The sequence below is a fragment of the Burkholderia sp. AU27893 genome (assembly GCF_002223205.1).
Classification (GTDB): domain Bacteria; phylum Pseudomonadota; class Gammaproteobacteria; order Burkholderiales; family Burkholderiaceae; genus Burkholderia.
Map to the genome: position 1 here is coordinate 189,545 of NZ_NKFD01000003.1, position 20,403 is coordinate 209,947.

Below are 20,403 nucleotides of genomic sequence, written 5' to 3' on the forward strand. Positions count from 1 at the left end.
CACGGACGGAATGCGCGGCGCGGTCGATGCGGACGACGTCGAGATACATTACCTGAAGCGAGGCAGCGGCCCGTTGGTCATATGCTCGCATGGCTTTCCCGACAATGCCTTCACTTTCCTGCCGCTGGTCGACGCACTGGCGGAAGCCGGCTTTACCGCGGTCGCTCCGTACCTGCGCGGGTATGCGCCGTCGGGCGCAGCGCCGGTGGATCAGTACCACACCTGCTATATGGCCGGCGACCTGATCGCGCTGATCGACGGGCTTGGCTTCGAGCACGCGATTCTGGTCGGACACGACTGGGGCGCGCAGGCGTCCATCGCGGCCTCGATCCTGTTTCCGGAGCGCGTGACGAAGCTCGTCGCGCTGGGTTGGAGTCGTCCCGATGCCGCGCAGCGATTGCACTACGAATACCTGAAGGGAATCTGGCATACGTTCTTCTTCCAGTCGCCGTCGGCCGAGCAGGTACTGGCCCATGACGATTTCGCCTTCATCGAAGCGTGGTGGCGTGATGCTTCCCGCAACTGGGACGTGCCGCGAGACACGATCGAATCGGTGAAGCGCACGTTTCGCCAGCCGGGCGTGCTCGAGGCTGCGCTCGCGCAATATCGTTGCCGCCACGTCCCGTTGCGTGATCCGCGGCGGCATGCGGAGCAGGCACGCATCGCCGCCGGGCCGGTACCGGTGCCGACGCTGCTGATGCATGGCACGCACGATCGGGAAGGGCGCCTCGACGCCTTCGTCGGCGACGGCGTGCCGGGGTATTTCTCGGCGGCCCTGACACGCAAGGTCGTCGAGGGGGCAGGGCATTTCCTTCACCTTGAAAAGGCAGCCGAGGTGAATCGCTCGATCATCGACTTCATTCTGGCGCAATCATGAACCGGATTCATCTGTCGGATATCCACGTGGACGACTTCATCGAGCAGGACATCGCCCCCTGTCTCGACTACTGGTATCGCTCGCCTTCGGCCCTGATGGAGTCGATGAATGTCGATGTCGACAAGCTGCCGAGCGAGCGCCGGATGCGGGAGCTGCTGACGATTCTGGTGCGATGGAACTGCAGCGGTGCCGCACCTGCGCCGATCCTGGCGATCCGGCACATGGGCCGCGCAATCGGCGTACATGAACTGACGCATCTCAGCCCGGGATGCAGCGCCGTCATGCATGCTCATATCTGGCAGGCCCGGTATCGCGGCATCGGCATCGGGTCGGTTTCGTATCCGGCGGCCATGCGCATTTTCTTCGAAAGATTCTCGCTGAAATGCATCCGCTTCGAAACGCCGATCGACAATCTCTCGGCGCAAAGCGTCAAGCGCAAGCTCGGGATCGAGCCGCAGGGTGAAGGCACCATCGATATGCCAATGCTTCGGACTCCGGTAAAAACGATCAGCTATCGCGTGCTGCGGAAAGAGCTGGAAGAAATCGAGAAATTCGTCAACCCGATCGCAGGTTGACCGCGATTCACGATCAACGCCCGCTGCCTCCCGGCAGCCATTGCAATCCTATCCGTCACGAGGCACTTCATGTCGTTTGCTCTTTCATCAGGGATCGACCAATTCAAACCACTGGCGGTCGCTGCGTATATTCTCGCGTTGTCGATTACGCCGGGCCCGAACAACGTCATGCTTGCTGCGTCGGGGGCGAACTTCGGATTCGTGCGCACGTTGCCCCATCTGCTGGGCATTACGGTGGGCGCGACCGTTCTGGTGATGCTGAGCGCAACGGGGCTCGGGGTCGTCTTCATCGAGTATCCGGCGGCGAGGCTGGCGTTGTTCGTGATTGGCGCGCTCTACCTGGCGTACCTCGCCTACAAGATTGCGAACGCCGGGCGTCCCGCCGCGAAAGAGGCGGAAACGAAGCCGTTTTCGTTCGTTCAGGCCGCCATGTTCCAGTTCGTCAATCCCAAGACCTGGCTCATGGCCGCGAACCTGATCGTTCTGTTCTCGGTCGATGGCCAGGGATTCGTTTCATCAGTGATCGGCATCTGCATCCTGATGATCGTGATCAATTTCCCGGCGGTGTCGGTGTGGGCGGCGCTGGGCGTCGGCATGCAGACCCTGTTGCAGACCGAACGCGCGCGCGTGATCTACAACCGCACGATGGCGCTGCTGCTGCTGGCGTGCGTGCCGTTGCTGTTCTGGAAATAAGCTCGATCGAGCGCATTCGCCATGCCGGAAATCGTCAAGTCGAGCCGCGGTCTCGTGTCTTTTTCCGCGAACGGGAAACCTGACGCGCGGATTTATTGCCTGCCCTACGCGGGCGGCAGCGCCTCTATTTTTGCCGGTTGGCGGCAGGCGCTGCCGGCGAACCTCGAAGTGTGCGCGATCGAGTTGCCCGGGCGGGGGGGCCGGTTTTCCGAACCCGCGCTGACGCACATGGATGCCGTCGTCGATGAACTGGTTCGTGTCGTCGGCGACCGCGCGGACATTCCGTTCGCGCTGTTCGGCCACAGCATGGGGGCCGTCATCGCGGTCGAGCTGGCACGTCGGCTCGTCGACCTGGGACGTCGTCCGACTGCACTCGTCGCGTCCGCATGTGCCGCGCCGCACCTGCCGCTGCGCCGCGAGCACGTGCTGCACGTCCTTCCGCGCGATGCGTTGATCGACGCGTTGATACGTCTCAACGGGTTGCCGGCCGTCGCGCTCGAGCGGAGAGACTTCATCGACACCTTCATGCCGACCATCCGTGCCGATCTGCAGTGTCGGGAAACATGGCGCAGTACGCCGCGCGACCTGGGCATACCGGTCCACGTGCTCGCCGGGAAGGACGACGAACTGGTGTCGGAAGCGGATGCGCTGGCGTGGCAGGTATTCACGTCGACGCAATTTTCGATCACGCGCTTCGACGGTGGGCATTTTTTCATTCAGTCGGCAATGCAGGCCGTACTGGATCACCTGGCCACGATCGTCCTGCGGTCGCTGCAGCCTTGTCACGGCAGCCCGGCTTCGCCCGCACGCGTCACGTGCGCCCTCAATCACGACAGAGGCATGAAGTGACTCACTTTGAAAACTGGCAGATCAGGAAACCCGTGGTTTCGGCTTCCGGCGGCATCGTTGTCAGTCAGCACTACAAGGCATCACGCATCGGGGCAGCGGTGCTGGAGGAGGGCGGAAACGCCATCGACGCGGCGATCGCCGCGAGCTTTGCAATCGGTGTGCTTGAACCCTGGCAAAGCGGCTTGGGCGGCGTGGGGCATATGGTCGTCGCGCCGGCCGACGAAACCGCATTCAATATCGACTTCGCGGCGAGGGCCCCGTTGGCGCTCGAGCCCGACGACTATCGCCTGACCGGAGAATCTGCACGGGGCATGTTCGGGTGGCCAGCGGTCGTCGACGATCGAAATCTCGAAGGCCCGTTTTCAATCGGCGTGCCGGGGCAGGTTGCCGGCATGACGCTGGCCCACCGTGAGTTCGGTTCGCTCCCGTGGCGGCGGCTCGTGGAGCCGGCGGTTCGCTGTGCTCGCGAGGGGCTCGAAGTCGATTGGTATCTGACCTTGAAGGTGGCGTCGGCTGCCCCGGGGCTCGCACGTTATCCGGCGAGCGCGGCATGCTATCTGCCCGGTGGGCACGTGCCCGCGTCGGACTGGTCCGGCGCCGCCCCGCCCATCATGCTCGAGCATCAGGCCGCCACGCTGGAGGCGCTTGCCGAGCGTGGCGGCGAGGATTTTTACCGCGGCGCGCTTGCCCGCCGGATCGCTGCCGATTTCGCGGCGGTGGGATCGCGCCTGTGCATCGACGATCTGGCCGCCTATGGCGCCGAGATCAAGCAGATCGAAGCACTGTGCTACCGCGATGCGGCCATCCTGACCTCATCGGAACTGACCGCGGGGCCCGCGCTGGCCTGCGCGCTATCGCTGTTCGCACGGCAACCGGCCTGCGACGGCATGGCGGTTCCGGACGCGCGATTCTTTTCGCGCATTGCCGACGCGCTGGCGCAGACCTATGCCGAGCGTATCGGCGCCGGGGCACCTACGGACGACGCACGACGCGGTACGTGCACGACGCATATCAGTGTCGTCGACCGACATGGCAACGCGGTCGCGTTGACACAGACGTTATTGTCGATGTTTGGCTCGAAAGTGACGTTGCCGCAAACCGGCATCGTCACGAACAATGCCGTCATGTGGTTCGATCCCCGGCCGGGGACAGCCAATTCGATCAGGCCCGGTGCGGTGCCGCTGTCGAACATGTGCCCGACGGTGATCCGGCGAGCGAGTGGCGACGTGCTTGCGCTGGGCGCGTCGGGTGGTCGACGGATCATGCCGGCCGTCATGCAGCTCATTACGTATCTGGTCGATTGCGGCATGTCGGTCGAGGACGCGATTCACTTTCCGCGCCTGGACGTGAGCGGCGACCCGTGGGTCACGGCCGACGAGCGTATCGAAGCATCGGTCGTGAATGCGATCGGCGCGACGCACGAGGTTCGGCGCGCGGCCAACCTGATCGCGCCGAATCTGTTCGGTTGCCCTAACGTCGTACTGCGCCATGCGGAAACCCGACAGCTGACGGGCGGTGCGTTCGTCTCGTCGCCATGGTCGGCGGCAGCGGCGGAGCGCGACACATGTCGGGACCGCCACGATCCAGTTCATGATTGATCACGCCATGCATGCAGAATTCAACTATCTGACCGGTATTTTGAACGCACCCGTCTACGACGTCGCGGTCAAGACGCCGCTCGAATGCCTGTCCCGGCTTTCCGAGCGTTTCGGCAGTCGCGTGTTGCTCAAGCGCGAGGACATGCAGCCGAGTTTCAGCTTCAAGGTGCGGGGTGCCTACACGCTGATGGCACGGCTGTCGAGCGACGCGCTCGCGCGCGGGGTGGTGACCGCTTCGGCCGGCAATCACGCGCAAGGCGTGGCGCTCGCGGCGCACACGCTGGGCTGCAAGGCCAGCGTGTTCATGCCTCACACGACGCCTGCGATCAAGGTGCAAGCCGTGAAGCGCTACGGTGCCGAGGTGGTGCTGTGCGGTGACAATTTCGACGACGCGTGCGATGCCGCGCTGTCCTGCGCGAACGATCGAAAGCGTACTTTCGTCCCACCGTTCGACCATCCTCATGTGATTGCGGGGCAGGGCACAGTCGGGATGGAGATTCTGCAGCAGACGACCCAGCTCGATGCGATTTTCGTGCCGATCGGCGGCGGAGGGCTGGCTGCCGGCATTTGCGCGTACGTCAAGCGCGTGAAGCCGCAGATCAGGATTTTCGGCGTGGAGCCGAACGATGCCGACAGCATGAGTCAGGCGCTCGCCGGCGGCGCGCCGGTGCGGCTCGCGCACGTCGGTCGCTTTTGCGACGGTGTGGCGGTACGCCAGGTCGGGGCGCACAGTTTCGCGTTGTGCAAGCAGTATCTGGACGGCATCGTGCTGGTGAACAACGACGAAGTCTGCGCGGCGATCAAGGACGTCTTCGTCGATACCCGCTCGATTCTCGAACCGTCGGGCGCACTGGCGCTCGCCGGATTGAAGGCCTGGCAGCAGCGCGAACAGCTGCAGGGGGCGACGCTGGTTGCGATTGCGTCCGGGGCCAACATGAATTTCGATCAGCTGCGCTATATCGCCGAGCGCTCGACGATCGGTGAACACCGGGAGGTGCGGCTTGCCGTATCGATCGCCGAGCGTCCCGGGAGTTTTCGCGCACTCATCGAGCAGCTCGGCGAGCGTGTCGTGACGGCATTCGACTACCGCCGCACGACCGGACGCGACGCGCAGGTTTTTGTGGGGGTGCAGACGCCGTGTGCCGAGAACGCGCAAAGCATCATTCACGACCTGGAAACGGCTGGCTACCGGGCCACGGATCTTGGCGGCAGTACGTTGTGGAAGACGTATGGGCATCAGCTCGTCGGCGCGGACGCATGGCATCTCGAGCAGGAAAGGCTCTTTCAGGTGATGTTTCCGGAGCGCCGCGGCGCGTTGCTGGAGTTCCTGCTGACACTCGACGATGCGTGGGATATCAGCCTGTTCCACTATCGTAACGAAGGGTTCGACTACGGGCGGGTGCTGATCGGGATACGATGCGATCGCGCCGATTCGTCCCGGCTGACCCGCGCACTAGAGGCGACGAATTTCGAGTTCAGCGAACAGATCGATGCGCGACCGTATCTGGCATCGCTTCGTCATCCGGAATACTGATAAAAGGCGGCTAACACGTCGTTCGAGGCTACGTTGAATACTCACCAATTGATCACGATGTGTTTTTACGCGGCTCTGGTGCTGGTTGTCCCGGGGCCGACCAACACGTTGCTGTTTTCATCGGGCATCAGTGTCGGCTTGGCGCGAACGCTGCCGCTTGTGCTTGCCGAGGCGGCAGGCTATGTCATCGCCATCTCCGTGTGGGGATTTTCGCTACTGACGTTCGCGGTGGCGCATCCTCACGTCCTGACCGTGATCAAGGTCGCATGTTCGTCGTACCTGCTGTTGCTGGCGATCAACATGTGGACGCAGGGCCGGATGGAAGAGGACAAGCGCGCGAAGGCCGTAACGTGGCGGAACCTGTTCGTCGCCACGCTGTTGAATCCGAAGGCCTTTCTGCTGGCCAGCACGGCATTTCCATTGCAGGCGTTCCATGATGCCGGCAACGGGGTCGTGGCATTCGGTGCGTTTCTACTGGTGCTCGTGCCTATTGGGACGGGGTGGGCCAGCCTGGGGCGCGTGACGAGCGTCCTGGCATCCGGGCCGCGGCATATTACGACGCTGCTTCGTTCTGCGTCGATGCTGCTGGTGTTGTTTTCCGGAACCCTCCTGTATTCACTCGTCAAATGAGCCTCCGGTGATCGTGCTGCTCGCCATTTAGGGGGGGCGGCCTTTGCGGGTGCAGATGTCCCGGATACCCTGCCGCCCATCCGCGAGCGCTCGCGACAAGGCTTTCGACTGATGCATTGCCTCACTTTGGTATAGACGGAGCGCTGCGCCGGCGTTAGCGTGCGCGCAGTTCGCCCGCCGGCTGGATCAGCCAGGCCCTCGGTCGACATCGGGTTGGTGACATCGTCGACCTTGCGATCGAGCGCCGCACCCATTCCGGCATTGACCTCACGCCGGAAGCAATTTCCTTTTTGATGGTGCCGGCAGGCGGCAGGACGTCGAGTCCTATGGCATGTCGCAGTTGGGTGAAACAGTGCACCTGGATCCGGGCCTTTCGTTCGACCCGGTGTGTGCTGTGCAAGGTGAGTCGCGACGAATTGCGGCACCAGGGGCCACGGCATTGCCGGTTGGTGTGTCGCTTGGGTCGACTGTTTTGGAGGGGTGTAGTCGACTGCCATGACAGGATTCGCTGCGATGTGACCGTGTGCCCGCGTCCACTGCATGACGGCATGCATGCGTTGACGAGTGCGGCTGGCCGTAACAGTCTTCGTCAGCCAGATCGGGTGTAGGGCGTCTGCACAAGTAGCCCGGTCAATCGCGTCGAGCGTCCGGTTGCCGAGCCGGGGAAAGACGTCGCCTTCCAGGCTGCTGATCCAGCGGATTGCATGCTTTTTACTCGTTCACCTGGGCTCACGTTCGTCCTGGACTTGGCGGGCGGCTTGCTCGAACGCAAGGGCCGCCGCAACACTGGCGCCTCTCGATCCCGATTGCGCGGGTCGATGCGGTCTGCGCCGCTCAGTAGTCCGGTCACTTTTCCGGCGAAGCCGGGTTTGTCGGGTGGTTTGAGCGTTTTGGCTTGTTTGTCGGTTAGCATCGGTTTCAGGCCCATCACATCGCCCATCGGAAATCACTGGATAGGGTGGAATTCTGTCAGCGTAAAATGGACAGGTTGATGATGCAAATTATTGATTTGTTTAGAGATAGTTGGAATTCGATAGATGTTCTTGGACAGTAATTTGGCAGAAATGACCGAATCCGTTTCCTCGCCTCGCTTCCGTTCCAATCGTTCGTCGGCCCGTTCGCGCCCGCGCTCGGCTGCTGCCGCGGGCAGTACGTCCGCGAGGGCGACGGTGCGGTCCGGCAGTGCGCCGGCCGGCGACGCGTCGCGAGACGAACGGACGCTCGACCTGTTCGGCGATCCGGTGCTCGAGCCGGGCGAGCGTGTGCCGGCCGCGGCGCGTGACGAAGCGGGCGCGCAAGCCGAGGCGGCTATCGATGTCGCGGACGATGTGGCGTCAGGGCGGCAGGCTGCGCTGGACGGGTTCAGTGCGCCGGATGGAGTCGCCGCGGCAGGGCATGTTGAAGCAGCGGAAGGTGCCGTGACGCCTGGAGACGCGACGGTGGCGCATGGCGTTTCGTCGCCTGAAGGTCGTGGTGACGCAAACGTCGACGTCGCGCCGGCTTCTGGCGCGGCTGCGATGAAGGCGGTCGATATTTCCCTGGGCGATGGCGTCGCAACGAAGGCCGCCGACGGGCCTGCGGGCGATGGCGCCGCAACGGCGGCGACCAAGCTGCAAGCAGATGAGGGTGCTGAGGTGAAGGCGACCGGATCTCAAGCGGCTGATGGCGAAGTAGAGAAGGCTGTTGCTGCTGCCGCCGTTAAATCCCGCGAAGGGCGGTCCTCCGGTGATGCCGTGAAGGAACGCCGTGCGTCGTCGGGCGGCAAACGGCGGGCGGCTGCCGGTGCGGGCGACGCGACAACGGAGCAATCCGCGCCGATCGTGACGAGCGTTGGCACGGCGGCGGAGGCGGCCGGTGCGAGCCCGGTGTCGGACACGGTGACGACGGTCGAGCCGCAAACGTCGGCGCAGCCGGCCAAGCCGGTGATTGCCGCCAACACGGCGAACACGGCGAACACGGCCGACGCCGCGAAGGCCCATGACGCCGCGCCGCGGGCCGACGTCACCGTATCCCCCGTCACCCAGCCGCTGGCTTCCGCTGCCTCCTTTGTCACGAAGCCGTCGGCGGAGCGCACGCAACCGCCCGCGCCGGCCTTCGATCCGGATACGCACCTGCGCCCGCTGACCGACCGGCTGGCCGCCCTGCAGGCCGATGTGGATGGCCTGACGCGCACGGCCGATCGCGAGATGCGCCGCGTCAACCGCCTGCTGCTGGCGTTGGCCGTCGTCGTGCTGGCCGGGCTCATCGCGCTGGTGATGCAGACGCGGCAGATCGCGCACCTGAAGCAGGACGTCGCGACGAAGCAGCAGCGGATCGATCGCCTCGCGGCCGATCTGTCGACGCAGCAGGCAACGCTGATGACGCTCGAGGAGCATCACGAGGCGCTTCTGTCGCAGGTCGACCGGCTTCAGCGCAACGCGAACCGCGAAGCCGCCGTTGCGAAGCGCGCTCGCCGCACGCGGTAATCGTTTCGACCCTATCCTGAGAGCTAGACGGAGCAAGGATCGCCGTGATGTACCGGCGATCCGCCGTCGCGCGCATGCGGCAAACTGATGCGGTGCGCTGGCAGAGTTCAGGGAAAACCCTTAGAATGGAGTCCATCTAAGGGAAAACCCTAGCCACATCTGTCAGGAGTCTCACATGAGCTTCATCCTCGCCCTGCTGCAAAAGATCGACGACCTTTTCGTGTCCCCGCACCTGCCCCTCGACGCCGAATACTCGTACGCTGCGCGTCGTGCCGAAGCCGAGCGCGTGCGTCGTGCGCACCTCGTGCCGATCGTCCTGTACCGTCGCTGATTCGCTGATTCGCTGATTCGCTGATTCGCTGATTCGCTGATTCGCTGATTCGCTGCCAGCGCGGCGCCTGCCGCACCTGCCTGTCCGCTTTCCGCCGCTGCATCGCGCGCCGGCGCGACTGTCCCGCTACACTGGAAGTCCGATTCCGTTCACGGTGACCGCGCCATGCTGCAGATGCGGCCGATGACGGCCAGCGAATTCCACGCGTACCGCACGCGAGCCATCGACGGCTACGCGAGCGATCTCGTTTCATCCGGACAAAATGCTGTCGAAGACGCGGCCAGCCGGGCGCGCGCCTGTTTCGACACGCTGCTGCCGGACGGCCTGCGTACCTCCGGCCAGACCCTCGTCGTGCTCATCGACGGCGCCAGCGGCGACGCGGTGGGCGACCTCTGGTACGCGATCGTGCCTGAAGGGCCGAACCGCACGCTGTTCATCTACGACCTCGACATCACCCCGTCCCGGCGCCGCCAGGGCTGGGCCACGCGGACGCTCGAGGCGCTCGATGCCGAGGCACGTCGGTACGGCGTCACCGAGATCGGGCTGTCGGTGTTCAATCACAACGCGGCGGCCCGCGCGCTGTATCGTGCGTGCGGCTTCGCGCCGATCACGACGACCTTGATCAAGCCAGTCATTTCGGACTGAAGCCACCGGCCGGCGCCGCGTTGTCGTGCGCTGGCGTTTTGACTCGCCATCGGCCAATGCCGGCCGACCTCACGATCCTGCCTGTTTGCCAAGCGCCAAGCGCCAAGTGCCAAGCGCCGAACGCCGAACGCCGAACGCCGAACGCCGAACGCCGAACGCCGAACGCCGAACGCCGAACGCCGAACGGCCGTTCGGCACACGTCACCGGCACACGTCACCGGCACACGTCACCGGCACACGTCACCGGCACACGTCACCGGCACACGTCACCGGCACACGTCACCGGCACACGTCACCGGCACACGTCACCGGCACACGTCACCAGCCCACGCCCTCGCCACACATCACCGCGCGCGCCCCTTCCATCTCCGCAACAGCAACGCGTTGGTCACGACGCTGACGCTGGAAAACGCCATCGCCGCGCCCGCGATCACCGGGTTCAGCCAGCCGAGCGCCGCGAGCGGCACGCCGACCAGGTTGTAGACGAACGCCCAGAACAGGTTCTGCTGGATCTTCCGGTACGTGCGTCGGGAGATGTCGATCGCGTCCGCGACGAGCGCCGGGTCGCCGCGCATCAGCGTGATGCCGGCCGTGTGCATCGCGACGTCCGTCCCGGTCGCCATCGCGATGCCGACATCGGCCGCGGCGAGCGCGGGCGCATCGTTGATCCCGTCGCCGACCATCGCGACGATCCCGCCGTGCGTGCGCTTCAGCTCGGCGACGACGCGCGCCTTGTCGTCGGGCAGCACCTGCGCATGCACCTCGCCGATCCCCAGCGACGCCGCGACGGCGGCCGCGCTGCCGCGGTTGTCGCCCGTCACGAGCACGCTCGCGACGCCGCGCGCCGACAGCGCCGCGATCGCGTCGCGGGCGCCCGGCTTCACGGTGTCGCCGAAAGCGATCAGCGCGAGCAACGCGCGCGGCGCGTCGGCGCGCATCAGCCACGAGATCGTATTGCCCGCGCGCTCGAGCTCCGCCGCGCGTGCGTCGAGCGCGGGCGGCGCCGCGATGCCGAGCTCGTCGCGCCAGCGCGTGCTGCCGAGCGCGAGCAACTGCCCGCCGACACGTGCTTCCACGCCGCGTCCGGCCACCGCACGCGCATCGGCGGCGACAGGCGACGACACCGCACCGCCGCGTGCGGCCAGGTCGGCGTCGTGCGCGGCGACCACGGCGCGCGCGAGCGGATGGTCGCTCTGGCGTTGCACCGCCGCCGCGAGCGCGAGCGCTTCGTCATGCGGTACGTCGACCGCTTCGAACGCGGTCACGGACGGCTTGCCTTCGGTCAGCGTACCGGTCTTGTCGAACGCGATCACGGTCGTGCGCTGCGCGAGTTCGAGCGCCTGCGCATCCTTGATCAGCACGCCGTGCCGGGCCGCGACGCCCGTGCCGGCCATGATCGCGGCGGGCGTCGCGAGGCCGAGCGCGCACGGGCACGCGATGACCAGCACCGCGACCGCGTTGAGGATCGCGGTTTCCGTGCCGGCGCCGGCGATCAGCCAGCCGACCAGCGTCAGCAACGCGATGCCGAGGATCGCCGGCACGAACACCTCGCTCACGCGATCGACGAGCCGCTGGATCGGCGCCTTCTCGGCCTGCGCGGATTCGACGAGGCGGATGATGCGCGCGAGCGTCGTCTCCGCGCCGATCGCGGTGGTTTCGACGACGAGCGCGCCTTCGCCGTTGATCGAGCCGGCCGTGACGGGGTCGCCGTCGTCCTTCGGCACGGGCAGGCTTTCGCCGGTGATCAGCGATTCGTCGATGTGCGAGCGGCCCGACACGATCCGGCCGTCGACCGGCACGCGCTCACCGGGACGGATGCTGACGCGGGTGCCGACGCGTACCTGCGCCAGCGGCACGTCGCGCTCGACGCCGTGCTCGACGACGCGCGCGCGGTCGGGACGCAGCGCGTTCAGCGCGCGGATCGCGTCGGTGGTCTGGCGCTTCGCGCGCGACTCGAGCCACTTGCCGAAGCGCACCAGCGTGACGATGACGGCCGACGCCTCGAAATACAGGTGGCCGGGATGCAGAGGATCGCGCAGCAGCATCCACAGGCTCAGCCCGTACGCGGCCGACGTGCCGAGCGCGACGAGCAGGTCCATGTTGCCGGTGCGCGCCTTCACCGCATGCCAGGCCGCGCGATAGAAGCGCGCGCCGTAGCCGAACTGGACGATCGATGCGAGCATGAGCTGGAGCCAGCCGGGCAGCATCAGGTCGATGCCGAACGGCGCGACGAGCATCGGTGCGACGAGGGGCGCGCTCAGCACGGCGGACCAGATCACGAGGTCGCGTTCGCGAATCGCTTCGAGGTGCTTGCGGGTGTCGGGGTCTTGCGCGGGGCTGCCCGGTTGCGCGTCAGCCCCGGCGGTGGCGCCGGCTGATGAGGCGGCGGAGAGCGACGCGCGGTAGCCGGCTGTGGTGACGGCCGCGATCAGCGCCGCGGCGTCGAGCGCGCCAGCGCCGTGCACCGACGCACGCTCGGTCGCGAGGTTGACGGAAGCGCGCGCGACGCCCGGCACGGCGGCCAGCGCCTTCTCGACGCGGCCGGCGCACGATGCGCAGGTCATCCCGCCGATGTCGAGTTCGAGATCGGCGGGGGCGATGGCGGCTGCCGGCGGGATCGCGGCGCCGGCCACCGGCGTCGCGCCATAACCGGCTTGTTTCACGGCTTCGGCGAGCCGGGCGGCGGTTACATCGGGCGCGGCGTCGACGGTGGCCCGTTCGGTCGCGAGGTTGACCGACGCGCGCGTGACGCCCGGCACCTTCGCCAGCGCCTTTTCGACACGCGACACGCAGGACGCGCACGTCATCCCGTCGATGTCGAGTTCGATGCTGGCGGGCGCGGCAGGCAGCGAAGGCGCGAACGCGGCGACGCCGGCATCCGTTACCGTCGGCGTCGCGCCGTAGCCGGCCTGCTTCACGGTGTCCACCAGTTGCGCGGCGGAAACGTTCGCCGCGGCATCGACGGTGGCGCGCTCGGTCGCGAGGTTGACCGACGCGCGCGTGACGCCCGGCACCTTCGCCAGCGCTTTTTCGACGCGCGACACGCACGATGCGCAGGTCATCCCGTCGATATCGAGTTCGATGGTGGTGCTGTCGGCCGGAAGCGGGTGGCGGGCAGTGGGAGCGGCTGCGGCCAGCGGCGCGGGTGAGGCTTCGACAGGATGGGCATGCGGCGTCGCGGCGCCCCCGAGCAGCGGGTCGCGCACGGCGGCGCGGTAGCCGGCTGCGCCGACCGCCTCGACGAGTTGCGCGGCGTCGACCGTTTCCTGCGCAGTCACCGTCGCGGTGTGCGTGTCGAGGTCAACCGCCGCCTCGACGACGCCAGGCACCGCGGCCAGCGCCCGTTGCACGCGGCCCGTACAGCCGCCGCAATGCATGCCGTCGATGCTCAGCTCGATCGTATGCAGCGCTGCGGAGGCAAGTGGTTCAGTCATGTCGGATTTCCTGAATGCGCGGCTCATGCCGCCAATGATCCCAGTATCAACATTCCCACGATGGTAAGGTCAAGCGGTGGATGATGCATGCGATGCAAGGCGGGCGGATCGGCTCAAGGCCATCCCTGTTCACAGGGTGCCACGGCCCGGAAAAAGCGAACGCCCGCCTTCCACGAGGAAGGCCGGGCGTCACGTGCTTGCACGCGATCGCGTGGCTGGCTACGCGCAGAGCTTGGCGCTGGCGAGACGGTTCAGGCTGACGCCCTGTTCGGCGGCCTGGATCACCAGCGCGCGGTGAGCTTGCGGCGGGATGCGGACCTTGAATTCACCGCTATAGGTTCGGTCGGCGATCGGTTCGGGCACCTTTTCGCCGTTCGCGGTCATGTCGCGCACGACCTCGGCGACGAGTCGGCGGATGCCGGCGAGCGCGCCTTCCGGCGTCGCGTCGAGCCGGTGTCAATAATGACACCATTTGTCCATCCAGATGGCAACTCGAACTCCGCTGAGACAGATCCAAAGCCAGCCGAAACCGCTTTGATGTCGCCCCAATTTCCCTGAAGATCCGACGAATCATTTGGGACCGGTCAGCCCGCGAATACGCGCCACCCGCTAATCGGCATATTGGGGGATGCCCTGAGGCGCTATGATACCGGCCTGACATCAGCGCCCACCGTTATGAACCGTAGCGAGACGGTTGTCCGGGCAGGCTGGGGTGCCTTGCTTTCGCCATTCGCAAGTCGAACAAGGCGTTGACTGAAAAGAATGATATTCGGCCAGTAATCGATGATTGAAAACCAGCAGGAATCAGTTTCTCTGCGGCGCGCGTGCGCGTCGCTCGCCATCATGGCGTTGCTAGCGGGGTGCGCGTCGCAACCGGACGCCATCCAGCGGAAAACCGGCTGGATGCGCGCGGAAGTCGCCGACTCCTACGTCTACGCGTATCCGCTCGTGCTGATGGACGTCGCGAAGGAAGCGGCGACGGGCGGCGACGGTGCGCAGCCGGGGCAGGCGCCGCTCAACACGCTGCGCCATGCGCAGGCGCTGCCGCCCGTCGGCGCGGTCAATCCGCCGCTGCCGGGCGTCGACACGCTCGACTCGACCGGCTGGCTGGACGTCGCGACCGAACCCGTGATCGTCACGTTGCCCGACACGCGCGGCCGCTACTGGGATGCGCGCGCCCTCGACATGTGGACGAACGTGCTGTGGTCGTCGTCGAGCGTGGCCGCACGCGGGGCACGCGGCGGCGCACGATCGCAAACGATTGCCTTCGCCGCGAAGGACTGGCAGGGCACGCTGCCGAAGGGCGCGGTCCGGATCGACGTCCCGTCGGCCAACGCGTGGCTCGAAGTCCGGCTGCAGACGAGCGGCGGGCGCGACCTCACGAACGTGAAGAAACTGCAGCGCGCGATCCGCGTGGTGCCGCTGTCCGTCTACACGGGCGCGGCGCGCGGCGCGTCGGTCGCGGTGCATGCGGGCAGCGCGCCGTCCGAAGCAGTGGGCGGCGGCACGCCGGCCGAGCAGGTGGCCGCACTCGATCCGAAGGCGTTCTTCACGCGCTTCGCGCAGGCGCTGCAGGACAACCCGGCGCCGGCCGACGATGCGCACGCACAGGCACTGCTCGGCGACATCGGCGTGTCGGCCGGCTACCCGGTGCTGTGGACGGGCGACCGCCTCGCGGCCGCGACAGCCGGCGTCGCCGAGGCACGCGCGCGGCTCTCGACCCCGCCGTCGAACCTGCTGAACGCGAACGGCTGGAGCTGGATCGGCGATACGGCCGGCAAGTACGGCCAGGACTACACGCTGCGCGCGTACGCGGCCTACACGCAGTTCGGCACCGCGACGCGCGACGACGAAACGCTCGCGGTCGTCCGCGTCGACAGCGACGGCCATCCGCTGAACGGCGCGAACCGCTACGTGCTGCATTTCGCGCCGGGCGCGCTGCCGCCGGTGCGCGCATTCTGGACGCTGACGCCCTATGCGACCAACGGCGCGCTGCCCGACGTCGGGTCGGCGCGCCGTTCGCTCGGCGATCGCGACCGCCTGCGCCGCAACCACGACGGCTCGATCGACATCGTCGTGTCGGCGTCGCCGGGCGGCACGCAGGCGGCCAACTGGCTGCCGGCGCCGCGCGCCGATTTTGCACTCGCGTTGCGCCTCTATGCGCCGAAGCCGCAGGCGAGCGACGGGTCGTGGATGCCGCCCGTCGTCGTCCGGAAATGAACGGATGACCGGCGGCGTTGTCCGACCGGCGGGCGCGACGGCGCCCGAACCTCGTCCCGTCCCCTCCTGAGCCTATACTTTCGGGATAGCGTGCGCGGCCGCCCGGTTCTCCGGCGCGGCCCGGCATTCCATCCCGAGGCATTCAAGCATGGCAAGCGCAGACAAAGAAACCGTACCCTCCACCCTCCATGCCCTCGGTGGCGTTGCACGCTCGCGCCGGGCCCGGCGCATTGGCATCGGCCTGCTGATCTTCATCGTTTTATTCGGACTGCTCGGGTTCTTCGCGGCGCCGCCGCTGATCCGCCATATCGCCGAACAGCAGTTGAGCAAGCAGCTCGACCGGCCCGCCACGATCCAGCGCATCGCGCTGAACCCGTACACGCTGAACCTCGAAGCCGACGGCATCCATCTCGGCGACAAAGGCGGGCAGGGCGACTTCATCGACATCGCGAAGCTCGTCGTGCGGCCGTCGTGGTCGTCGCTGTTTCGCGGCGCGCCGATCGTCAATGAAGTGCGCCTCGACTCGCCGCGCTTTCATATCGTTCGCTACGACGCCCAACGCTTCAACTTCACCGACCTGATCGAGAAGTTCTCGACGCCGTCGCCGAAACCCGAAAGCAAGCCGACGCAGTTCTCGGTGTCGAACATCCAGATCAACAACGGCCGGATCGATTTCGACGACCGTCTGCTGAACGAACAGCACGTCGTCGACAACTGGACGCTCGGCATTCCGTACATCGCGACGCTGGCCTCGAAGACCGACATCTTCGTGGAGCCGAAGCTGCGCGCCCGCTTCGACGGCAGCCCGATCGCGATCGACGGCAAGACCAAGCCGTTCGCACAGTCGCGCGAATCGGAGATCGCGCTGAAATTCGACGGCCTCGACGTGCCGAAGCTGATCTCGTACGTGCCGGCGAAGCTGCCGGTGGCCGTGACGAGCGGCCTCTTGAGCAGCGACCTCGCGGTCAATTTCGTGATGAGCGGCGAGACGCCCGCGCTGCGCGTGTCGGGCACCGTCGACCTGAAGGACGCGAAGGTGACGGATCATGCGTCCGCACCGTTGTTCGCTGCGCGCGGCGTGCACGTCGCGGCGGCCAGCCTCGAACCGCTGCGCAACGCGATGCATTTCGACGAAATCCGGATCGACCAGCCGGTGGTCGACCTGTCGCGCGACAAGCAGGGCGTGCTGAACGTCGAGAAGCTCGCCGGGCAGCCGGCAGCCGCCTCGAAGCCCGCCGAAGGCAAGCCGGCGGCGTCGGGCGCCGCCGCTTCCGCCGCTGCCGAAGCCACCGCCAGCGGGGCGAAGGCCGAAGCCGGCGCCGGCGAGAAGGAGGCGCCGCCGCTCGACCTGACGATCCGCCATTTCGCGATCGACGGCGGCACGGTCAACGTCGACGACCGCGTGCCGGCGACGCCGACCGCGCTGTCGCTCACGAAGCTCGCCGCGACGCTAGACGGCTTCACGATGCAGGGCAAGACGCCCGCGAAATACACGCTGTCGACGTCGCTGTCGCGCGGCGGCGACGTGACGGCCGAAGGCGCGTTCAATCTCGCGCAGAAACAGGCCGAGAGCAAGCTGACGGTCGCCGCGCTCGCGCTGCCGGCGCTGCAGCCGTACCTCGGCGAGGCGACGCGGGCGCGCGTGCTCGACGGCACGCTCGGCGCGACCGTCAACGCGAAGGCCGACTGGGGCAAGACGCCGCTCGCCGCGCAGGTTGCCGACAGCACGGTCAGCCTGAAGTCGCTGAAGATCGCGACGCCCGACGCGAAGGCGCCCGCGATCGTGCTGCCCGACGCGCACGCGAAGATCGCGAAGGTCGACGTGGCCACGCGCATCGCGGAGATCGCCAGCGTCGACGTCAGCGGGCTCGCGCTCGACGTGCAGCGCCTGAAGGACGGCAAGATCGACCTCGCGGCGCTGGCCGAACCCGCGCAGGCCGCGGTGCCCAAGCGCACGGTCGCGCGCAAGGCCGAGGCCGCCGCGCCGTCGTGGCATTACCGGATCGACGCGCTGAACGTGAAGGATTCCGCCGCGAACTTCACCGACCTGTCGACGCCGCGCCCCGTGAAGCTGGCGATCAAGCCGCTGGACCTGTCCGTGCAGAAGATCAGCGACGACATGACCCGGCCGCTGCCCGTGCAGCTGAAGGCGACGCTGAACCGCAAGGGCTCGCTGAACGTGACGGGCGACGTGACCGCGCAGCCGCTGAAGCTCGGCCTGAAGATCAACGGCAACCGCCTCGACGCGGCCGCGTTCGAGCCGTATTTCGGCAGCGCGCTGAACGCGACGATCGCCAGTGCGCTGCTCAACGCGCAGGGCAACCTGACGTTCGCACAGGTGAAGGGCGCGCCGCGCGCGACCTACCGCGGCGATGTCGCGCTGGTCGACGTGCGGATGCTCGACAAGGCAACCTCCGACCCGTTCGCGGGCTGGCGCTCGCTCGCGCTGACGAACCTGAAGGCGAACTACGACGAGAAGGGCACCGACGTCGATGCCGCGCGCGTGACGTTCTCGAACTTCTACGGCCGCGTGCTGCTCGACGCGCAGGGGCGGTTGAACCTGAAGGACGTGGTCGCGAAGGAAACGGGCCCCGCGCAGTCGCTCACGCGTGACGCGAGCAAGGGCGAGCCGGTGCCGCTGTCGCCGGGCGTGACGCCGCCGGCCGCCGCCCAGGCCGCGTCGGCCGCGGCCGCGCAGCAGGCATCCGCGCCGGCCGCCGCTTCGGCGACGGTGGTCGTGAAGGCCGCGCCGCCGCCGCAGAACCCGGTGCGCATGCATTTCGGCGAGCTGCTGCTGCAGAACGGCCGCGTGACGTACACCGACAACTTCATCAAGCCGAACTACACGGCGAACCTCATTGCGATCAAGGGCACGGTCGGCGCGTTCGGCACGGATTCGACGACGTCCGCGCCGGTCGACGTCGCCGCGAACCTCGCGGGCAACGGGCCGATCTCGATCAAGGGTTCGGTGAACCCGCTGATCGAGAAGCCGGCGCTCGACCTCACCGCGACCGCGCACGACATCGAGCTGACCAACCTGACGCCGTACTCGGCGAAGTACGCGGGCTACCCGATCACGAAGGGCAAGCTCAACGTCGACCTGCATTACGAACTGGCGAACGACCAGCTGAAGGCGAACAACCACATCTTCATCGACCAGCTCACGTTCGGCGACCACGTGGAGAACGACACGGCGACCCGGCTGCCGGTGAAGCTCGCGATCTCGCTGCTGAAGAACACGCGCGGCCAGATCGACGTGAACCTGCCGGTGTCGGGCTCGCTGTCGAATCCGGAGTTCAGCGTCGGCGGGCTGATCTGGCGCGCGGTGCTGAACCTGATCGCGAAGGCCGTCACGTCGCCGTTCTCGCTGCTCGCGCATGCGTTCGGCGGCGGCGGCGAGGATCTCGGCTACGTCGAATTCGCGCCGGGCTCGTACCAGCTCGACGACGCGCAGCAGAAGAAGCTCGACACCGTCGTGAAGATGCTGATCGAGAAACCGTCGATCCGCCTCGACCTGATCGGCCGCGTCGATCCGTCGAAGGACACCTCGGGGCTGGGTGATGCGTACGTCGAGCGGCTCGTGCGCCAGCAGAAGCTGAAGGATGTGATCGGGCAGGGCGAGAGCATCGACCCGATGTCGGTGAAGGTCGAGCCGGCCGAGTACAGCAAGTACCTGACGCGCGCGTACAAGGCCGCCGACTTCAAGAAGCCGCGCAACGTGATCGGCCTGCAGAAGACGCTGCCCGACGCCGACATGAAGAAGGCGCTCGCCGAGCACGCGCCGGCCGACGACAACGCGCTGCGTGCGCTCGCGCAGCAGCGCGCGCAGGCCGTGCGCCAGTACCTCGACGGGAAGATCGATTCGAGCCGTGTGTTCATCGTCGCGCCGAAGCTCGATGCGAAGGGCATCGAGGACAAGGGCGCGACGACCCGCGTCGACTTCGGCCTGCAGTAAGCAGGCCATCCGCTGCCGCGCCCGTTCATCCGTTCGGGCGCGGCGGCGCGTTTCCTTCAGCGCGCGGCGATCGCCGGTTCCTCGCGCTTGCCCAGTTCCTTCTTCGCAGCCAGCGGCAGACGCGCGTCGTCCCACTGCGCCAGCCATTCGACTTCCTTCGCGGTGAACACCTGTCCGTAGTTGCGCAACGCGTACTGCAACGCGTCGACGACGTGGTGGCGAATGATTTCGGGGGTGCGTGCATCGTCCAGCACGAACCGGAGGGCTTCCAGGGTCGACATACTCGTGCTCCGGGTCAGGGAAAACCCTTTATCACACGCCAATAGTCGCGCGCCAAGCCGGAAAAAAAATCGTACGACCGATGACGCCGCGGACGGATCGACCGATGCACCGGCGGCGTGCCGGCAGGCGAGCGCGCCTTTCGCAATGTGCGCCAGGCCACCTTGCTTTGCGACCGATTCGTGTCACTTGCGATTGGTTACGTTTGATAGAAAACAGAAAGCCCCGCTTCATGCGAGCGACCCACGACGCGCCCATATTCTTGCGCGCCTGATGGCAAGTCACGCAGTTCAACGTCAATCGAAGAGGTGGGGTGAT

General features: G+C 66.7%; 14 protein-coding genes and 2 pseudogenes. 12 read left to right on the top strand and 4 right to left on the bottom strand.

Annotated features, from left to right (window positions below):
- The first annotated feature begins 10 nt into the window (after positions 1-10).
- The 7 genes from CFB47_RS18955 to CFB47_RS18985 all read left to right on the top strand — a co-directional run bounded on the left by CFB47_RS18955 (position 11) and on the right by CFB47_RS18985 (position 6,756).
- Positions 11-877 carry an alpha/beta fold hydrolase gene (locus tag CFB47_RS18955; RefSeq protein ID WP_256946711.1) on the top strand — a complete coding sequence of 289 codons (867 nt, stop codon included), beginning with the start codon at positions 11-13 and terminating at the stop codon, positions 875-877.
- The gene (locus tag CFB47_RS18960) at positions 874-1,452 is read left to right on the top strand and encodes a GNAT family protein (RefSeq protein ID WP_089441432.1); all 579 of its coding nucleotides are present in this window, start codon (positions 874-876) and stop codon (positions 1,450-1,452) included. Before CFB47_RS18955 ends, CFB47_RS18960 begins: the two co-directional genes overlap by 4 nt.
- A gap of 69 nt (positions 1,453-1,521) precedes the next feature.
- Entirely contained in the window at positions 1,522-2,145 is a 624-nt protein-coding gene (locus tag CFB47_RS18965; RefSeq protein WP_089428868.1) for a LysE family translocator, read from the top strand.
- Between the two features lie 21 nt (positions 2,146-2,166).
- Entirely contained in the window at positions 2,167-2,994 is an 828-nt protein-coding gene (locus tag CFB47_RS18970; RefSeq protein WP_089461939.1) for a thioesterase II family protein, read from the top strand.
- The gene (locus CFB47_RS18975; protein ID WP_089461940.1) at positions 2,991-4,592 is read left to right on the top strand and encodes a gamma-glutamyltransferase family protein; all 1,602 of its coding nucleotides are present in this window, start codon (positions 2,991-2,993) and stop codon (positions 4,590-4,592) included. Before CFB47_RS18970 ends, CFB47_RS18975 begins: the two co-directional genes overlap by 4 nt.
- Positions 4,593-4,599: 7 nt before the next feature.
- Positions 4,600-6,126: a threonine ammonia-lyase, biosynthetic gene (gene ilvA / locus CFB47_RS18980; protein ID WP_089459164.1), complete on the top strand. Its 1,527-nt coding sequence runs from the start codon at positions 4,600-4,602 to the stop codon at positions 6,124-6,126.
- A gap of 57 nt (positions 6,127-6,183) precedes the next feature.
- The gene (locus tag CFB47_RS18985; RefSeq protein ID WP_179250251.1) at positions 6,184-6,756 is read left to right on the top strand and encodes a LysE family translocator; all 573 of its coding nucleotides are present in this window, start codon (positions 6,184-6,186) and stop codon (positions 6,754-6,756) included.
- A gap of 503 nt (positions 6,757-7,259) precedes the next feature.
- On the opposite strand, the pseudogene CFB47_RS42140 reads toward CFB47_RS18985, so the two are convergent.
- Positions 7,260-7,460 (bottom strand): annotated as a pseudogene (locus tag CFB47_RS42140) (integrase); the annotation flags it as partial.
- A gap of 360 nt (positions 7,461-7,820) precedes the next feature.
- On the opposite strand from CFB47_RS42140, the gene CFB47_RS18990 reads away from it, so the two are divergent.
- From CFB47_RS18990 to CFB47_RS18995, 3 genes are all read left to right on the top strand, one after another.
- The gene (locus CFB47_RS18990; RefSeq protein ID WP_089461941.1) at positions 7,821-9,221 is read left to right on the top strand and encodes a flagellar hook-length control protein FliK; all 1,401 of its coding nucleotides are present in this window, start codon (positions 7,821-7,823) and stop codon (positions 9,219-9,221) included.
- A gap of 175 nt (positions 9,222-9,396) precedes the next feature.
- Complete coding sequence (locus tag CFB47_RS41225; RefSeq protein WP_006481665.1) at positions 9,397-9,552, top strand: hypothetical protein; 156 nt, start codon at positions 9,397-9,399, stop codon at positions 9,550-9,552.
- Between the two features lie 165 nt (positions 9,553-9,717).
- A complete protein-coding gene (locus CFB47_RS18995) occupies positions 9,718-10,197 on the top strand; it encodes a GNAT family N-acetyltransferase (RefSeq protein ID WP_089461942.1) in 480 nt (159 codons plus the stop codon).
- A gap of 344 nt (positions 10,198-10,541) precedes the next feature.
- Here CFB47_RS18995 and CFB47_RS19005 read toward each other — a convergent pair whose 3' ends face one another.
- Both CFB47_RS19005 and CFB47_RS19010 read right to left on the bottom strand, forming a co-directional pair.
- Positions 10,542-13,631, bottom strand: coding sequence for a heavy metal translocating P-type ATPase (locus CFB47_RS19005; RefSeq protein ID WP_089462031.1), 3,090 nt, complete (start codon positions 13,629-13,631; stop codon positions 10,542-10,544).
- A 219-nt stretch (positions 13,632-13,850) separates the two neighbouring features.
- Positions 13,851-14,081 (bottom strand): annotated as a pseudogene (locus CFB47_RS19010) (toxin-antitoxin system HicB family antitoxin); the annotation flags it as partial.
- Between the two features lie 333 nt (positions 14,082-14,414).
- On the opposite strand from CFB47_RS19010, the gene CFB47_RS19015 reads away from it, so the two are divergent.
- Both CFB47_RS19015 and CFB47_RS19020 read left to right on the top strand, forming a co-directional pair.
- Positions 14,415-15,851, top strand: a complete 1,437-nt coding sequence (locus CFB47_RS19015; protein WP_089461943.1) for a DUF1254 domain-containing protein — start codon at positions 14,415-14,417, stop codon at positions 15,849-15,851.
- 148 nt (positions 15,852-15,999) lie between these two features.
- Positions 16,000-19,806, top strand: coding sequence for a DUF748 domain-containing protein (locus tag CFB47_RS19020; protein WP_089461944.1), 3,807 nt, complete (start codon positions 16,000-16,002; stop codon positions 19,804-19,806).
- A 56-nt stretch (positions 19,807-19,862) separates the two neighbouring features.
- Here CFB47_RS19020 and CFB47_RS19025 read toward each other — a convergent pair whose 3' ends face one another.
- Entirely contained in the window at positions 19,863-20,087 is a 225-nt protein-coding gene (locus CFB47_RS19025) for a hypothetical protein (protein ID WP_027790361.1), read from the bottom strand.
- Between the last annotated feature and the right edge of the window lie 316 nt (positions 20,088-20,403).

Excerpts from the sequence above, each read along its gene's own strand:
- CFB47_RS18955 (WP_256946711.1), top strand. The coding sequence starts at position 11 with ATGCGCGGCGCGGTCGATGCGGACGACGTCGAGATACATTACCTGAAG.
- CFB47_RS18960 (WP_089441432.1), top strand. The coding sequence starts at position 874 with ATGAACCGGATTCATCTGTCGGATATCCACGTGGACGACTTCATCGAG.
- CFB47_RS18965 (WP_089428868.1), top strand. The coding sequence starts at position 1,522 with ATGTCGTTTGCTCTTTCATCAGGGATCGACCAATTCAAACCACTGGCG.
- CFB47_RS18970 (WP_089461939.1), top strand. The coding sequence starts at position 2,167 with ATGCCGGAAATCGTCAAGTCGAGCCGCGGTCTCGTGTCTTTTTCCGCG.
- ilvA (WP_089459164.1), top strand. The coding sequence starts at position 4,600 with ATGCATGCAGAATTCAACTATCTGACCGGTATTTTGAACGCACCCGTC.
- CFB47_RS18985 (WP_179250251.1), top strand. The coding sequence starts at position 6,184 with ATGTGTTTTTACGCGGCTCTGGTGCTGGTTGTCCCGGGGCCGACCAAC.
- CFB47_RS18990 (WP_089461941.1), top strand. The coding sequence starts at position 7,821 with ATGACCGAATCCGTTTCCTCGCCTCGCTTCCGTTCCAATCGTTCGTCG.
- CFB47_RS41225 (WP_006481665.1), top strand. The coding sequence starts at position 9,397 with ATGAGCTTCATCCTCGCCCTGCTGCAAAAGATCGACGACCTTTTCGTG.
- CFB47_RS18995 (WP_089461942.1), top strand. The coding sequence starts at position 9,718 with ATGCTGCAGATGCGGCCGATGACGGCCAGCGAATTCCACGCGTACCGC.
- CFB47_RS19005 (WP_089462031.1), bottom strand. The coding sequence starts at position 13,631 with ATGACTGAACCACTTGCCTCCGCAGCGCTGCATACGATCGAGCTGAGC.
- CFB47_RS19015 (WP_089461943.1), top strand. The coding sequence starts at position 14,415 with ATGATTGAAAACCAGCAGGAATCAGTTTCTCTGCGGCGCGCGTGCGCG.
- CFB47_RS19020 (WP_089461944.1), top strand. The coding sequence starts at position 16,000 with ATGGCAAGCGCAGACAAAGAAACCGTACCCTCCACCCTCCATGCCCTC.
- CFB47_RS19025 (WP_027790361.1), bottom strand. The coding sequence starts at position 20,087 with ATGTCGACCCTGGAAGCCCTCCGGTTCGTGCTGGACGATGCACGCACC.